Here is a 16,604-nt window from a genome sequence, read left to right as displayed (position 1 = left end):
TTGATGGGCTCATCCCCGCTCGCGCGGGGAACACCGGGCGCGCTCAGCTTCATTTGCCCTATGGCCGGGCTCATCCCCGCTCGCGCGGGGAACACGCACGCCCACCTTAAACCATGCTTCAACCACTGGGCTCATCCCCGCTCGCGCGGGGAACACAAAAATACCCTCCAATAAACCATAAAAGGTCAGGGCTCATCCCCGCTCGCGCGGGGAACACTGGAGCCACGGGATTGATCGATGCCGTCGAGCGGGCTCATCCCCGCTCGCGCGGGGAACACTCTTCCTCGTGCCCGTCAGTAGCGACCAGAGAGGGCTCATCCCCGCTCGCGCGGGGAACACAGGATGAAGCGGGTCAGTGGATGGTCACCGACGGGCTCATCCCCGCTCGCGCGGGGAACACGCGGTCATGTCGGCGGTCGCCTGCGGCCTGGTGGGCTCATCCCCGCTCGCGCGGGGAACACAGTTTCTTCTCTTTGCCTGCGCGCTAATACTGGGGCTCATCCCCGCTCGCGCGGGGAACACTTTCAGTTGGACCCGGCAAAACGGTTCGGTGAGGGCTCATCCCCGCTCGCGCGGGGAACACGTGGTGATTGGATGTGCGGGTACGGGGGAACCGGGCTCATCCCCGCTCGCGCGGGGAACACGGGTGAGCTGTGGGATTCCACCGTGTGGATGTGGGCTCATCCCCGCTCGCGCGGGGAACACGAACCCGCACGCGCTCGCCTGTGGTGGTACCGGGGCTCATCCCCGCTCGCGCGGGGAACACGTGCCGTCGTCGACAGCGGTGAGGTTCAGTCCGGGCTCATCCCCGCTCGCGCGGGGAACACGGTGTTGTACGCCTCGTAGATGGTTGCCTGTTGGGCTCATCCCCGCTCGCGCGGGGAACACCTGGTTTGTGCGGGCTCGTAGGTGTTGTGCCAGGGCTCATCCCCGCTCGCGCGGGGAACACCGACCACTTGGCTCCACAAGCGACGCTGGGAGAGGCTCATCCCCGCTCGCGCGGGGAACACCGCTCCGCTTCGAAAAAGTGACGCTCGTAGCGGGGCTCATCCCCGCTCGCGCGGGGAACACTGAGCCTCCACAATGCCAGGCATCCACTGCACGGGCTCATCCCCGCTCGCGCGGGGAACACCAGCTGGCTGAGTGGTTGGTGGAGACTGGCACGGGCTCATCCCCGCTCGCGCGGGGAACACAGCGCTTCATCACGGACGGCGACGGTCTTGTCGGGCTCATCCCCGCTCGCGCGGGGAACACTGCTGCCGACTGTGGATGAGGTGGCGGATGCGGGGCTCATCCCCGCTCGCGCGGGGAACACAATGAGCTGGTGCACTGGCATGGGCAGCGCCCGGGCTCATCCCCGCTCGCGCGGGGAACACTGCCCGCCGGTTCTTGTCTCACCCGTACGGTAGGGCTCATCCCCGCTCGCGCGGGGAACACACTTGCTGACATGGGGGTTTACCCCCTACATCAGCAAAATAGAATCACTTTGGAGCCAGAGCCTACATCCAGAATACACGATAAACAATTGCTCCTAACCACGACGAGCACGGCGATACTTACTCGCCTTACTCCACCCTGACTTAGGCGCCGTTTTACGAACCACCGGACGATAAATCAGTTTCACACCCTCAAAATCGACAGGCTCCCAATCCGCATTATTTACCCGAAACTCAAGCCGCTGCTCATTATCCGCCGGAAACACCATAGTCGCACGACCAGTGCCACCCGACTCCAACACACGCGCCCACAACTTCTCACGAATCCTAGCGCTCACACGACCCACAAACACCCCAGGATTAATCTCCAAAAGCCACTTCGTCAAATCACCGCGAAGACTCACCGGACAAGCAGACAAAACAATAACAATCATCAGTCCGCCCCTCCATCGCCATAATTCATGCCACCGCGCTGAGCCTCACCCTGCTCATTCCACAAACCCACAACATCCAGTTCAAGCATCTCCTCAGGAAGCTCTTCTGGCACCAACAAACGCTGAATATCCCGCACAACTCGCTCCATCACCTTCTCAGAACGAATACGGTCACGCACCGCCCTGCGCGTCACAGACCCAATATCCATCCCCTCCGTATAGCCAGCAACCACCTCAAACGCAGCAGGAATCGTAATCTCAGCCTTATACAAATCAGCAACGTCATAGACAAAAGACCAAGAATTCCCCGTATGCACAACCCCAAGCCCCGGGGCACAGCCCAAAGACACAATCGCCGCATGAACAATCCCATACAACGCAGCATGAGCAGCCGACAACGCCTGATTAATCGGTGACCCATCACCAAAATTATTCGGATCATACTCACGGCGCTCCCACGGAACACCAGTCCGCTCAGACCACTGCCTATACACAGAACGCACCCTAGCGCCCTCCCTACCACGCAGCTGCTGCATCGTCAGCTCGCTCGTATCCTCACCAGGAAAACGCCACTGATACATCATGCGCGCCACAGCCAAACGGCTCCGCGTATTCGACACCAACTTCGCCTGAGCAATCAACAGACGCGAAGAACGCGCCACAGACTTACCGCTCGCATAATAACGAACCCCCTGCTCACCAACCCACACCACCGTAGTACCGCACTCCCCCAACAAAGCCATCGCCTGATGAGTAATACGAGTGCCCGGCCCCAACAGCAAAGCGCTCAAGCTCGCAGCAGGGCAATGAACCACGCCCTCTTCCTTCACAAACGTCACCGCACTATCAGCACGGGAAATCGTCGCATGCTCCACATACACAAAACTCAAACGGTCAGAACTACGAAACAGCTCAGACGAGCTCGGAGGAACAGCTCCCTGCATGATCTTCTCCTATGAACAGCAGCGTGCCAGCATCGGCACAAAAATATGAGTGAATAAAGAAAGGGCGGGGCACCATCACACAGAACAGTCCCCCGCCCTTCACCCGCATTACCTAGCGGGACAGAGGCGCCAACGTCAGAAGGCCCATGCCGTACGCCTTGCCCCTGCCCATACCGGAGAGCAGAGACTTACGGAACAGCTCAACATCAGTGATGCGAAGAGCACCATCAAACTGAGCCTTACGGTGAGTCACTTTACCAACTTTGCCATCAGCATTACGGCGGGCAAACGCAAGGTCCTGACGAGAAGAAACCATCGGGCACTCCTCAACATCCTGACCTTCAACACTAGGAATTACTTCAAATCCCCACTGCGGAGCACGCTCACGAATCCACGCTTGCTGCTGGGCAACAGTCACGTGCGGGAACACCTCACGCTTACCCGTCTGCTGATTCGTATGACGCTTCACCGGGTTCGCGGCAAGGCGGAAAGCCCATTCCTGACCGTTCTCCAGCTTCGCCAGCAAACGACCATAATGAGCACTCTCACCAGGGCGATTCTGCCAACCAGCCTGCTCCACAAGAGCCGAAAGATCAGGCTTCTCAGGGCTCAACATGTACAGAACCGGCGCATGCTTAGACTCATCCAAACGCCACAGAATGCGACCCTCGGAATAGTCCGTATCCGGCGGCAAAGTCGCCATCACAGCAGCATGCATAGCCTGCGGGCTACGCAACAACTTCCACGCGCCACGACGCTGCGGATTAATCATGAAACGAGAAAAATACGTCACGCTTCCACCACCACATTCAAAAAATCAGGTTCGGCAGGGCTCTCGGAAGATTCTTCCTCGCTCAAGGAGGCTGTAGCGTGAAGCTTCCGCCCATGAGGGTTCTCCAATACCAGAGGCTCCACAGTGACCACCTCACGGGCAGCGTACTGACGGTACTCCGGGCTGAAACTCACCGGAATATCCCGCACCAAGTCGCCACGCTCTCCAGGCAACGCATCACGCAGGATGCGCAACGCTACCGGGCTCGGAAAATCCTTACGACGATACTCAGGCACCTGCCACTCCAACGAACGCAGAGCCTCCTCAGCGGACTCCTCACGGATACCCAGGACAAGGTCGTAACCAGCCGGGCATGCACGCCGCCCAAGATACAGAGGATATACAGGCTTCTTCAGCACAGACTCGATAGTCTCCAACTGTTCGCGTTCCCCATCGAGAGCCACCACAAAAACAGCGTCAGAAAGGTACATGCGGGTCGAAAGAGAAACCGCGCCCTTCGGGCTCTTAGCCCAGTTCTTAGCGGTCTGATAGTCACGAATCAGGGTACCAGAGGCATCCGTACGCACCGCGAACTTCAACGAAACCAAGTCATCAACCGGCTCGTTACGCGAGCGCCCCAAGGCTGCAGCGACCATTCCAATCACGCCAGATTTGCTCGGCTCATGTCCGGCATCACGGCGACGGAAACGGCTCTGAGTGCCCCATGACTGCAACGGCCCGCTCATCTTCAAGAGCAGGGTAGGCATTAGGACTCCTGAGAGGTGAGAGCAGTCAGCTGAGCTTCCAGGGACTCCAGCAAACCCTTCAGAGTGACAGACTCACCCAGACCAGCCAGTTCTTCCTTGAGGTCGCCCAAAGCCAGAACATACGAAGCGACCGGCTCGTAACCGTATGCTTCTTCAATGTTCTTAGCCTCAGATGCGAGCGCACGAGCTGCGACTACGCGGCGGCCCTCAACCTCGGTGATAGCCTTCTCAAAGGCGTTCACGTAGGAGATGGGGCGGTCGTTACGAACGGTCACGATAACCGCGTCAGGCAGGGTGCGTGCGGCGAAAGAGTTCTGCTTACCGGTAGGCATAGAGTTAATGAAGGAACGGACAAACGCCAGGGTTGCCTCAACACTTGCAGAAGCATCACCCAGGTTAGCGTTCAGCGCGTCCAGGTTGATGTTGGCGTAGCGGTAGAAGGTGCTTGCCGCCATCTCAACGGTGCCAATCATGCCCGCACCGGTAGCGTCATCCGAAGAACGAACAACGTCATCCACTGCGGTGTAGTAGTCAAAATCGGGTTCGGAACCGTGGACGCTCAAAGCGTGTGCTACCTGGCAAGCCGCATCAACGTTGAAATCGGGAGCATCCGCCAGCATGCGACCGAAGAGAGCAATATCAACGCTGTGGTTGGTATCAAGGATTTCCTTAACCTGCTTCGCGGGAAGCTTCTCGCCGTTAGCTTCGATGATTGCCTGCACCAACTTGTCAATCTGCTGGTTGCTCAGCAAGAGCAGGTAGCCAGAAACAGGACGTCCTGCTTCTTCGCCTTCCTTCGCCTTAGGTTCCTTGAGCGTAATACCTGCAGCCTTGAAAGCTGCAACAACAGCCGTTTCAGCCTTCTCAGCATCGAACTCGGGCGCAAGCTCCAAGATACGCGCCACTACCTTGTCAGCAACCAGGCGGGTACGTACGCCCAGCTGCGAGCGGTCAAGATGCGATTCAAAATCGCGGCGAATGACGGACTTCCAAGCCTGGCTGGAAACACGCTGACGCTGAACGCCGCCAAAGAAGGCGGACTTGGGGCTGCCGGTATCGTCACGGTTAATATTCGACGGGGGCAGGGTCTGCAGGGCGTGGATGTCGACGAAAGTAGTCATGATGTTTTCCTTCTTTCAGGAGTAATAGTTACTTAGTGGTTTTGCTCGCAGCAGCGCGAACAGGGATGAGCCCGTAGGAGAAGTCGCGGTTCCAGCGGTACATAACCTTTTGACGCGTCGCAGGATTCAGAAGACGCATGTAATCCACCGCAAATCGACCGTAATCGAAGGCAATACCTTCGGAACGAAGCAGAGTAATCAGGCTACGCAGGTAATGCTGGCGAGCATTCTCCGTCTGAGCGGTCAGCAGAGAATCAAAACGCTTCTTCATTGACGTTGTGGTGTCGCCAACCAGCTTGCCTACCGCGTTGCCAAAAGAAACCTCTGCATCGTGCATGGGCTGGTTCTGCGACTGCTGATGCAGAGCAAAAAGAGTCAAAGCAGTGTACGCAGCGCTCTCCGCATTACTCGGCTGGTCTCCCCTCCCTCGGTACTGTTCAGGAATACCTTCAGTGCCATCTTCCTTTTCCAGGATGATTCCTAAGAGTTCCGGGTACTGAAAGGGCGATGCACCCACACCTCGGCGAAGCTGAGCAAGCTGAGCCGTGGCTGCTGAGACACCGTTACTTTTCTGGTGGTACAGGCGCATCACTTTTGCCACGACGAAACGTTGTAGCTCATCCTGCGCGGTGTAATCACTCATTGGTTTCCTCCTTGTCAGAGTGAGATGTAGAGTCCTGGTAAGCCAGGGGAATAATCTTACGCAGGCGAGCATGTAGCAGGCGCTCCGCACGCGCAACATTGTAGAGAACTTCATTACCAGCAGGGTCCTTACCGAAGGTACCCAGCATGGCTTTGGGGCCAGCGTTGTATTTAAGAAGGTCTGATTCTTGCGTGATTACGGCACGTACACGGCTTTGCCACTCCTTCTTTTTCTCAGCGATATCTTCCGATGCTCGCTGATCTGCAAGCCAGAGGCGGAAAGCATCTTCCATACGGTTCAGGAGAGCTTCAGTAGCATCTGCACGGAACTCGTATTCTCGGCCTGCCGCTTGTAGAAGCTGTCCAGCAAACTGTCCAAGAGCGATTGCCGCGTCCATGGTGGTTTGGATGTTCTCGCGAACCATCTGGGACGCACTCACGCCTTCATCGGTCAGCAGAGAAAGCTCAAGAGTCATAGAGTCAGAAATAATGTTCTCGATGATGGAGCTCTGGGTACCGTATTCGACACCCACCAGCTGAACCTGTACCTCCGCAGCGGTCGGGAAGTACCTTCCCGAACCCAGCTGACGAATCACGGGAGCAGGCTTATTCTGCTTCTCAGATTCCGGGGTAAGACGAGTCAGCAGAGCATCAGCACCACGCCACAGGGTACGTTCAGCCGCGTGAGTCTGCGGCATCCATACCTGTTCGGTCTTTGACGACTGATTCTTGCTGTACCGATACCCCGTCAGAGGGTCAGTATAGGTATTGCGATCAAGCCACTTATCACCGTTGGAGATAAGTACCGAAGTCACACGATTGCCGTCATGATGCAGACGGATGCGACGTGACTGCCAGGTCAAAATCTCGCACATACCGCTCGCGGGCACCGGCTGGTCCTTGTACTGAGCCGCAGGACCACCAGTGTATGCACGCGGTGCTGCGGTATCAGGCTCAGCACGTTCCCAAACTGGAACGTCTTGTTCGAATGACTCTTTATCGGTCAACTGCTCGTAGTCCAGGCTGTACAGCAAGGTTTCCATCATGTTGGCGCCGTGAACAATCACCTTGCCAGTGGCACCATACCAACCAACACCCAGAGGATAGCCCTTGCCGCCCTTAACGCGGGGGTCACCTACTGCGCCAGATTTAATGCCCGAGTAGTCGTAGGCCTGAAGCGTTACGAGAGACCGAGCTGCTTCAGCAAAGCCCAGAAACTTCAATGCCGCCTCAGCCCGCTGCGAGAAGTACTCGCTTTCAGAATCCAAAACCAAGCGACTAACAGGCTTCGTGTCCCCCTTTGCCGTATGCAAATCATGCACCTGCATAAAGGGGCGCTCGCCGCCTACCAACCAGAAACAATCCTTGAAAATTTCAAGGTATCCCAGAACAGCAGCCAGGTTATTAGCGTCAGGCTCACGCATCTGGCGAATCCATTGGGCCGGACCATTAGAGGTATCGATACTGTCTGCAAGGAAGGATGCACGAGCAAAAATCACGAGCACGACACCAAAAATTGCAGTATCCGTCAGCGGGTTATCCGATTGAATCCGGTCAATCTCATACACCCGTTTGAAATAATCGCGCAGAGACAGCTCGACTACTTCGCCTGACTTAAGCCGTGCAAGGATCCATGCTTCATCTACAAGATTGAACCTAGGTTCTTCCATGACAACCATTCCCACTCCTTTCTTCTTTGAAATCAGCTCCCTGTCGAATGACGAACAAGCGAGCATAATAACGGACTCTGGTCCACAATGAGAGTAGACCAGGTAATTAAGCCTTGTCAGGAGGTTCTCTGAAGAGCCTTCATTGGCTTGTTGAGTTCATCATAGGACCATCAAGAAGGTTAAGTCAAGAAAACTACTATAAAAACTGCATGTTTAATAAATTTTTGATACGGTAATTTTAGAAAGAGAAGCAGAATCCCCGCTGACGCAGGGAACATCTCAAACCAACTATCAAAAACTGCATTGGCTCATCCCCGTCTGCTTCGGGGAACATACGCCTCGTACCGCAGCGAGGTACGCACTAGTCTACCGTCTAAGGAGAATCATGGCACCCGCCCCTGAGTACCTTTCAACACCTGAAACGGCATCGTTCTGGGCAAAAACAGGAGACAAGGGCTCCCCCACCCGCGGTCTCTCCCTCGTTCAGCATATGCTCGATGCCGGTTCTGTTGCCGCCCGACTCTGGGACACATGGCTCGCGCCCGGTCTACAGAAACGATTCAGTGAGCATCTCCATCTCTCCATGGAAGATACGCGCGCGCTCGTATGCTGGCTCGCCGCCACCCACGATATGGGTAAAGCAACCCCTGAGTTCTCTGGGCAGCTCGATGCACGGCGCGACGAAAACCTCGCCGTGTACCGTCAGCGTATCGAGCAGCAGGACTTTGAGTTTCCTGAAGACCTCGTAACCCCCGTTAGCGGCTTACGATGCCCCCACAGCAAATACAGCCAGAGCATCCTCATTCACCTGCTCACCAGCAACATTGAAGGCATGCCGAGTGAAGTTGCTGAAACTCTCGCAAGCATTTCCGGCGCGCACCACGGCACACCCGCAGAATATCTCGCTAATTCAGCAGACCTAAGCAACGTCATTTTGGAGCGTCTCTCCCCCAAATGGCATGCCGCCTGGCAAGAACTCTACGACATCACTCTGGAACGCTTTGGCGCATCCTCGGCATTGCATCAGTTGGCACAGCGCGGACAGACTATCCCCGTCTCCGTGCAGTTCTGCATCACCGGTTTCGTCATCATGTCAGACTGGATTGCCTCAAACCCTGATTTCTTCCCCATGGGCACCTTCGGCTCAGCCGAACAGGTACAGCGAGCGCGCGTCGGCTGGCAGGCTCTCGGGCTTGAACAGCGATGGACTGCTGCGTTGGATACTAACCCCGACACCCCTGCTGCTGATCTCTACGCATCCCGCTTTGGCTGGAACAACCCGACCCTACGCCCCATGCAGGAAGTCGTCGTCGAAGCAGCACGCTCTATGCAAAGCGGCGGCATGATGTGCATCGAAGCACCGATGGGTCAGGGTAAAACTGAAGCTGGCCTCATCGCTGCAGAGTTCCTTGCGCAGGCGACCGGTCGCACCGGAGTAGCCTTCGCAGCACCAACCCAGGCAACTTCTAATGCCCTCTTTGACCGTGTTATCGAATGGGTGAAATACCAGACAAACAATGTGGCACAAGAACAGGGCGGGCCTATTGAGCCGCACTCCATGTTCCTGGGCCACTCCAAAAACCGGTTCAACAAGTCCTACGAGGCGCTCTCCAAGGCAGATATTTTCGACGAATCCTCTACCCCCGGGCGAGAAAATAATCGAAAAACGCTGCGTCCCGGAACGTCTCTCGCCCGGCACAGCTGGCTCAGCGGTACGAAGAAGGGGCTTCTCTCCAGCTTCGTTGTGTGCACCATCGACCAGGTTCTCATGACCGCTCTGCAAGCACGGCATGTGATGCTCCGATACCTAGGGCTTGCATCTAAGGTCATCATCATTGATGAGGTTCACGCCTACGATGCGTATATGAGCCGGTATCTTTCTGCTGCGCTCTACTGGCTGGGTCAGATGAATGCGCCCGTCATTCTCATGTCGGCAACCCTGCCGTCAGCTACTCGTGATGATCTTATGGAGAGCTATGCCAAGGGTCTAAAGGTTGGAACAGAACCGAACAAGGTAACTGATTCTGTTTCTGCACCGCAGAATAATGACATTCTGGCTCGAATGATGGCGAATCTTGCAAAGGGCCAAGCGCCTTCAGCACCTGCCGTGACTGAAAATTCTTCTCTTGATTTGGATTACCCCGTCATTCACACGCTCACCACCGAAGACAACGGGAGCCCTAAGAAATGGAAGGTTGAACAGCCCGTAGACCAAACCGAAATCGAATTGAAGCTCATTGACGACAGTCCCGAAAGCGTCCTGAACGTACTCGAACCGCTCGCCAACGACCACGGATGCGCCGCAGTCATCTGCAACACCGTTGGACGAGCCCAGGAAATGCACGCATTCCTGGGTGAACGGTTCGGTGAAGAGCACGTAATCCTCACGCACTCTCGCTTTACCGCCACGCACCGCGCCGAGCAAGAGGAATTCCTTGTCTCAAAGCTCGGCAAGAAGGCGCACTACAGCAAAGCTGACGGGGAGGATTCTTCGCGCCCGCACCGCCTCATTGTGGTGGGTACGCAGGTCATCGAACAGTCGCTTGACCTGGACTTTGACGTAATGATTACCGACTTCGCGCCGGTTGACCTGGTGCTTCAGCGTATGGGACGTCTGCACCGTCACGATAGCCGCAGCAGCTCAGAACGCACCCCCGCATACCGTAAGCCGGTGTGCTACGTGCGAGGAGTTGAGACGTTCGGCTCGCACGTTGAGGCACCCGACTTCCCGCGTGGGTCCAAGGCAGTCTATGAGCCGATGATTCTGCTCAGCAGCTACGCGCAGCTACTCCCCCACTTCGACGGTGAACCTATTCGAATTCCTGCGGACATCAGTCCACTGGTGCAGAAGACCTACCAGGAAAATGCGTCTGCTGAGATTCCGGAAGCCTGGGCAGAAGTCTACGAGAGCGCCAAACAGGAGTGCGATAAGGGTAAGGAACTAGCCAAGGTCCGAGCTAAAGGCTATCTGCTCTGTGCACCTCATGGTGAACAGTACACCATGGCGGACTGCATGAATCGCCTTCTTAAGCCTGACGATTTGCGCTTCTCTGACGACCAAATCGGCGAGGCAAAGGTTCGCGACACCGACGCATCCTTGGAAGTTATCGCAATCGTTGTGGAACGGAACCATCCGGGTAACCCCAAGAGCGCGATTGTAAACTACCAACTCTTGCCTTCCATCAACAGCTCCGACGAAGCTGATTCTCTCCGCTTTGACGCTTCAGCCGATGATCCACTGACTTACTGGCAGAGCATGCAACTTGCAGCTTCATCGATTCGACTCCCCTACCAATACTCAGATGCACCCAACCACCGCATCAAGGGCAGAAAACTCCGATTCGACGCCGCACTCGACCAGCTGGAAAAGGAACGCATCGAAAACTGGCAGAAGTCATTCATGCTGGAGGGGCAGCTCATCTTGCCCTTCGAAGAGGTCGAAGCAGGCGTGTACTCGTACGAACTCTGCGATTACGAACTGGTGTACACCACCAAGCTAGGTCTGCAGAGCTTCAAGCTTGATAACGAAGACTAGCCAAGACGCACAAAGGCCTCCGCCGGATCCTCTCGTGGAGCATCCAGCGGGGGCCTTTTGCATATAAAACTTTTCGGCGCAGTTCACGCATTCACGCTGCGCGGTTTCGCAGCGTCAGGCGGCGGCTACTCAGATTCGCCGAGCATGCCCTCACGAGCCAACGCAGTCAAACGAGACACCGCACGGAAATACTTCTTCTGATAACCACCAGCCAGCATCTCCTCAGTAAACACCTTGTCAAAAGGCACACCCGAAGAAACAATCGGCAAGTCCTTGTCATACAGGCGGTCAGCCAACACCACAAAACGTAGCGCCACCGACTGCTCAGTAATCGGCTGAACATCACGCCACGCAATACCATCCAGGCCATCAATCAGCTGACGGTAACGCGACGGGTGCACCTTCGCCAAATGCTCCACCAGGTCAGCGAAGTTATCAACACCAACAGTCTGGCCGCCGAACACTTCCTCAACCTTCGCATCAAACGCGTCATCAGCAACAGGCTCCGGTGCGGCAGGCAGACCACGGTGACGGAAATCCTCACCATCCACACGGTGCACCTCAAACTGCGAAGCAAGCACCTGAATCTCACGCTTAAAATCCTCAGCCGCGAAACGGCCCTCACCCAGCGCACCAGGCAGCGTGTTCGAGGTCGCCACAAGCTTCACGCCAGCATCCGCCAGCTCACGCATCAGACGAGACATGAGCACAGTATCACCCGGATCATCCAGCTCAAACTCGTCAATACACACCAGCTTATAGCTGCTCAACGCCTCAACCGTCTTACGGAACGTCAACGCACCCACCAGGTTCGTGTACTCCACAAAAGTACCGAACGCCTTCGGGCCATCCACATAATGCCACAGCGACGCCAACAAGTGAGTCTTACCAACACCAAAACCGCCGTCAAGGTACAGGCCAGCCTTCGTCGAATCCTTCTTCTTGCCGCCAAACAGGCGACCAAAGAAACCGGCACCAGCGCCGCCACCATTAATCTTGTCGCCAAAATCCTTCAGCTTCTGCACAGCCTCAGCCTGCGACGGCTGATTCGGATCAGGAATGTAGCTATCAAAAGACACTTCACCAAAACGCTCAGAGGGGCGGAAACCCGCCAGCAACTCATCAGCAGAAACGCGAGGGATGCGGTCGGTCAAGTGTACGGTCGTGGTGGGCACAAAAACTCTTTTCTTCAGTGACGGCGATGTGACTTCCGCTTTAAGTGTAGTACTGTCTAACACCCCGCGTGAGCCGCATGAGTTGCCCGCCACATTACGGGCATGAGGAGGGAATGGGGTGGGGTGCGGGGCCGCTCTGTTTTGTTTAGGCCGCTCAGTGCCAGTGGAGGTGCTGCTCAGCACCGGTGGAGATTCGGTCATGACTTAGCAATTTCAGTCATGACTTAGCGTCTTTGGAGGTGGTTAAAACCCCAGCCTGAAGTCACTAACCTATTACCGAAAACACTAAGTCATTACCGACTCCCGCCCATATATCCGACGCAGACCCAAATTCGGTAATGGGTTACGGATTCGTGCCATAGGTTAGTGTCTTTGGTCGTAGTTAAAAACCATGGTCGAAGACGCTAAACCATGGCACAAATTCTGCAGGGGCGGCGCCTCCGCGAGTGTAGATTTATTTGATACATAAAGCATTGATATGTCCGAATAATGACGTTCAGATACTATTGCACTCAAAGCAACGCAAATAGACACAAAGATGCGGTAGGGTGGTAACTGTAGTGTTCCGCGGCGCATTGATGCGTTTGTTGGGAGCGCTACGGGGCTGTTTTCCTTCCGGTGGTCAGTTTGACCTGTAAAAAGCTACCCGACATGCACATATATCACACCGTCACCGATGATAGGAGCGTATCTTCTATGGATTCGACCATTTTTAACCGCCGTACCCTGCTGGGTAGCGGCGCACTTGTGGGCCTGGGGGCCCTGCTTGCGGCGTGTGGCCAGCAGGCTAACAATGAGGCGGTAGCCGTCGCCTCCGCAGCGCCGAGCGAGTCGGCTTCGGCGTCTGCGGCGGTATCTGAGTCGCCTTCGGCGAGCGCCACCCCTAAACCAAAGGTTACTCGCGGATACTCAGGGCAATCCAAAGCACCCGACGGCGAGTACCGTAAGGCCGACGGCTACGGCCCTGCACAGAACGTCCCCAAGCCCCGTAATGAGCCTGCTCAGTATCCTGAGACCGAAGAAGGAATGCAGAGCATGATGGAGGATTGGCTGAAGTCTCATAACTACGGAATCCAGACCGGTGATTGTAGTTATGCACGAATGTATATGGGAAAAAATACACAAGAGTATAAATTCTATGACTATCTTGAGGGGCTATACCAGCGCGGTGGATGGGTTATCGAAGGAACCGACGGCTACCAGCAGGAAGGGGCCTTTACTTTCAACTCAGATACTAAAGAGTACATGCTGATAACACGCCACCTATGGACTTACATCACATATGTTGAGACTAATGGGCAAACAACCACTAATAAAAATACAGCGGATGATGATGATATTTGTGCATTTATTCTTAATTTTAACGATGGATACTGGAAAATTGTAAACACTCTTTCTCAGAGCGATCTGGTCAATAAAGGGATTCTGAAGAAATGATTTTCAAGCTTATCAAACCTGCTAATCTCTTATTGTGTACCGCGTTGTTTTGTCTAAGCTCTTTTACTATAGCTAACGCGGCAGAGTGTCAGAACCCTGACGGGCATTGTGTACGGTTTCCTGGCGAAACTTCAACACCGGCTCCTCCTCCCAGACCTTCAGGCGAAGGCGAGAGAGATACCAGCACAAGCAATTCACAGACTGACAATGCGACTCTTGTAGCTGACACGAAAAATGCAGAAGAAGAATTTAGAGAGAGAACCGTTGAGATGCGAGATGGCAGCGGTCAAAAAATGTACTTCCCAAAAAGCGGCGCACAGGCCAATGGAGGTATTGAATGTTATACGCAAGATAAGCGTCCTGGCCACTACGTCATGGGATCTCTACCTCAGGGAGATAACGCCTACAAAATCCCCAACCATGTTGGCGGCCACTACTGCGTACCCAACGACACCAAAACGCTGACCTCGAATAACCCCGAACAACCCAAGGGCCCTTCTCCTGAAGAAATGCTCCAAGAAGTTGAGGACCAATTCGCTAAAACCGATATCCAAGCTCCTGTTTTGAAGCAGTCCTATAACCTTGGCTCTGGTCAGGGCGAAGACAACCCCAACGTCTACAAGAACCAGGCCGTCAACTTCTACGTCGACGCACCCACCGCACGATGGGAAGGCGACCTCATGATCGGCCACGTGGAAATGGAATCCTACCCCACCCAGATGACCATCCAGTACGGCAACGGTGACGAGGGCAGCTTCTACACGATGGGTAAGCCGGTTAGCAGGGCACGTGGTGAAGAGTCACGCAAGACCGCGACCAGTTATGTCTATAAGCGTTCAGGCAATTTCCATGCCTATGCGACGGTGTCTTACTCTGGTCGTTTCCGTGTGAACGGTGGCGATTGGCAGGCTCTGGATGTCGTGTTGACGAAGGAAACTGTCGATCCGCTGCTGATTCGTGTGTGGTGGGTTGATGTGGGACGCGTCGGTGGCACCTGCGATGAAGACGATACTCGTTGGGGCTGCAAGAATGACCCCACGATGGGTAAGAAGGATAACCCGAACCCGCGCCTGCGTAAGGCCGATATTCGTACCGGTCAGCGTTGGCACCTGAACGACAGCGGTGACGGGGATACGGAGTATTCGTTGCACCGTGACTGGCCCGACATGTAGAGCCCCCGCGGGTCTTACGCTGAGAAGCCACATGTTCGCCGAGAAGCCACTTCTTTCGTGGCTTTTCGAAACACATGTGGCTTCTCAGCTATCGGGGTTCTTCCCTTCAGCTGGTTAGTCTTCCGGTTTCTAACCAGCTCTCTTATTCACACTTCACGCCGATACGAGGAATACAATTCCATGACTTCCACCATTTTTACCCGACGCGCAATGCTGAGCGGCAGTGCACTACTGGGTCTTGGCACCCTGCTTGCGGCCTGCGGCCAGCAGGCAAATAGCGAGGCGGCAGCCGCCTCGGCATCATCGACCACTGCTCCGAGCGAGACCGCTTCGGCGTCTGCAGTGGCATCTGAGTCTGCATCTGCTTCGGTCTCAACCACCCCGAAGCCTGTTGTGACTCGTGGATATTCGGGCAATTCCAAAGCCCCGGATGGCGAGTATCGCAAAGCTGATGGTTACGGCCCTGCGCAGAATGTTCCTCTTCCGAAAGCCGAGCCGCAACAGTACCCTGAGACCGAACAAGGCCTCTACCGCATGATGAAGGACTGGCTTGTCTCCCATAACTACGCCATCCAGACCGGTGACTGCTCCTACGCGTTCAAGTACATCACGAAAGACGCTGAAGAATACGAGTTCTACCAGTACATCGAGAGTCTTTACCAGCGCGGCGGATGGACCGTTGACGGGCTGGACAGCTACCAACCTCAAGGCCCGCTCATCTACGATGAGGCGAAGAAAAAGTACCGCATGTTGCATCGCCGGTTCTGGAGCACCGTTATGTATGTAGAACCCGACGGTACATTGAATATGGAAGCTAACACTGACACCAGTGACGATACTTTCTACTTCCTCTTCACCTATTCTGATGGTTATTGGAAGATTGTTGGAAGTAAATCAGACGAAGAATTGCAAAACGATAAATAGCCTTTTCTTTTGATTCACATACCACGCCGATACGAGGAATGTATTTTTCCATGACTTCCGTTTTTCTTACCCGCCGTACTCTGCTGGGTAGCGGCGCACTTATGGGCCTTGGTGCCCTGCTTGCGGCGTGCGGTCAGCAAGCTAATAACGAGGCGACTGCTACCGCATCTGCAGCGCCGAGCGAAACCGCTTCGGATTCTGCGGCAGCTTCTGAATCACCCTCGGCGAGTGCTACTCCGCGAGTCACTCGCGGGTATTCAGGTAATTCTAAAGCTCCTGACGGAGAGTACCGCAAGGCCGACGAGTACGGTCCTGCGCAGAACGTCCAGGAACCCCGCAAGGAACCCGCACAGTACCCTGAGACTGAACAAGGCCTCTACCGCATGATGAAGGATTGGCTTGCCTCCCATAACTACGCCATTCAGACCGGTGACATGCAGTATGTATGGCCCTATATGCTGGATACCTACGAGAAGGATATTAAGTTCCTCAAGGATATCGAGGGCCTTTATCAGCGCGGAGGGTGAGGTGGTGCGCTCCCCGGGCTGGGTCTGTATTCCTACTTTCTAATTTAC

Annotated in this window: 13 protein-coding genes and 1 CRISPR repeat array (1 of these 14 cut by a window edge); of the genes, 5 read left to right on the top strand and 8 right to left on the bottom strand. The window is 55.3% G+C overall.

What is annotated here, in order from left to right:
* A CRISPR array of direct repeats spans window positions 1-1,437; the repeat unit is 29 nt; unit sequence GGGCTCATCCCCGCTCGCGCGGGGAACAC; it reaches 3,842 nt to the left of the window's first position.
* Window positions 1,438-1,531: 94 nt separating this feature from the next.
* From cas2e to casA, 7 genes are all read right to left on the bottom strand, one after another.
* Window positions 1,532-1,870 (bottom strand): type I-E CRISPR-associated endoribonuclease Cas2e, encoded by a 339-nt coding sequence (gene cas2e, locus O3675_RS00260; protein WP_303938160.1) that lies wholly within the window; start codon window positions 1,868-1,870, stop codon window positions 1,532-1,534.
* Window positions 1,870-2,814, bottom strand: a complete 945-nt coding sequence (gene cas1e / locus O3675_RS00255; protein ID WP_371570164.1) for a type I-E CRISPR-associated endonuclease Cas1e — start codon at window positions 2,812-2,814, stop codon at window positions 1,870-1,872. The genes cas2e and cas1e overlap by 1 nt, the downstream gene beginning before the upstream one ends.
* A gap of 112 nt (window positions 2,815-2,926) precedes the next feature.
* A complete protein-coding gene (gene cas6e, locus O3675_RS00250) occupies window positions 2,927-3,607 on the bottom strand; it encodes a type I-E CRISPR-associated protein Cas6/Cse3/CasE (RefSeq protein WP_371570161.1) in 681 nt (226 codons plus the stop codon).
* Window positions 3,604-4,353: a type I-E CRISPR-associated protein Cas5/CasD gene (cas5e, locus tag O3675_RS00245; protein WP_371570158.1), complete on the bottom strand. Its 750-nt coding sequence runs from the start codon at window positions 4,351-4,353 to the stop codon at window positions 3,604-3,606. Before cas5e ends, cas6e begins: the two co-directional genes overlap by 4 nt.
* Complete coding sequence (gene cas7e / locus O3675_RS00240) at window positions 4,353-5,474, bottom strand: type I-E CRISPR-associated protein Cas7/Cse4/CasC (protein ID WP_371570156.1); 1,122 nt, start codon at window positions 5,472-5,474, stop codon at window positions 4,353-4,355. Before cas7e ends, cas5e begins: the two co-directional genes overlap by 1 nt.
* A 28-nt stretch (window positions 5,475-5,502) precedes the next feature.
* A complete protein-coding gene (casB, locus tag O3675_RS00235; RefSeq protein ID WP_049352942.1) occupies window positions 5,503-6,117 on the bottom strand; it encodes a type I-E CRISPR-associated protein Cse2/CasB in 615 nt (204 codons plus the stop codon).
* Window positions 6,110-7,795 carry a type I-E CRISPR-associated protein Cse1/CasA gene (gene casA, locus O3675_RS00230; RefSeq protein ID WP_371570153.1) on the bottom strand — a complete coding sequence of 562 codons (1,686 nt, stop codon included), beginning with the start codon at window positions 7,793-7,795 and terminating at the stop codon, window positions 6,110-6,112. The genes casB and casA overlap by 8 nt, the downstream gene beginning before the upstream one ends.
* Window positions 7,796-8,171: 376 nt before the next feature.
* On the opposite strand from casA, the gene cas3 reads away from it, so the two are divergent.
* Window positions 8,172-11,321, top strand: a complete 3,150-nt coding sequence (cas3, locus tag O3675_RS00225; RefSeq protein ID WP_371570151.1) for a CRISPR-associated helicase Cas3' — start codon at window positions 8,172-8,174, stop codon at window positions 11,319-11,321.
* 125 nt (window positions 11,322-11,446) lie between these two features.
* On the opposite strand, the gene zapE is transcribed toward cas3, so the two are convergent.
* Entirely contained in the window at window positions 11,447-12,496 is a 1,050-nt protein-coding gene (gene zapE, locus O3675_RS00220; protein WP_371570149.1) for a cell division protein ZapE, read from the bottom strand.
* Between the two features lie 696 nt (window positions 12,497-13,192).
* Between zapE and O3675_RS00215 the strand changes: the two genes are divergently transcribed.
* The 4 genes from O3675_RS00215 to O3675_RS00200 all read left to right on the top strand — a co-directional run bounded on the left by O3675_RS00215 (window position 13,193) and on the right by O3675_RS00200 (window position 16,556).
* Complete coding sequence (locus tag O3675_RS00215) at window positions 13,193-13,933, top strand: DUF6318 family protein (protein WP_314074818.1); 741 nt, start codon at window positions 13,193-13,195, stop codon at window positions 13,931-13,933.
* Window positions 13,934-14,307: 374 nt separating this feature from the next.
* The gene (locus O3675_RS00210; protein WP_371570145.1) at window positions 14,308-15,105 is read left to right on the top strand and encodes a hypothetical protein; all 798 of its coding nucleotides are present in this window, start codon (window positions 14,308-14,310) and stop codon (window positions 15,103-15,105) included.
* 180 nt (window positions 15,106-15,285) lie between these two features.
* Window positions 15,286-16,029, top strand: coding sequence for a DUF6318 family protein (locus O3675_RS00205; RefSeq protein ID WP_371570143.1), 744 nt, complete (start codon window positions 15,286-15,288; stop codon window positions 16,027-16,029).
* Window positions 16,030-16,079: 50 nt separating this feature from the next.
* Window positions 16,080-16,556 carry a DUF6318 family protein gene (locus tag O3675_RS00200; protein WP_314389611.1) on the top strand — a complete coding sequence of 159 codons (477 nt, stop codon included), beginning with the start codon at window positions 16,080-16,082 and terminating at the stop codon, window positions 16,554-16,556.
* The last annotated feature ends 48 nt before the right edge of the window (window positions 16,557-16,604 follow it).

Origin of the sequence: Rothia sp. 27098_8_27 (genome assembly GCF_041432805.1) — a bacterium.
Lineage (GTDB): Bacteria > Actinomycetota > Actinomycetes > Actinomycetales > Micrococcaceae > Rothia > Rothia mucilaginosa.
This window is presented reverse-complemented; position numbering and strand designations above follow the sequence as displayed.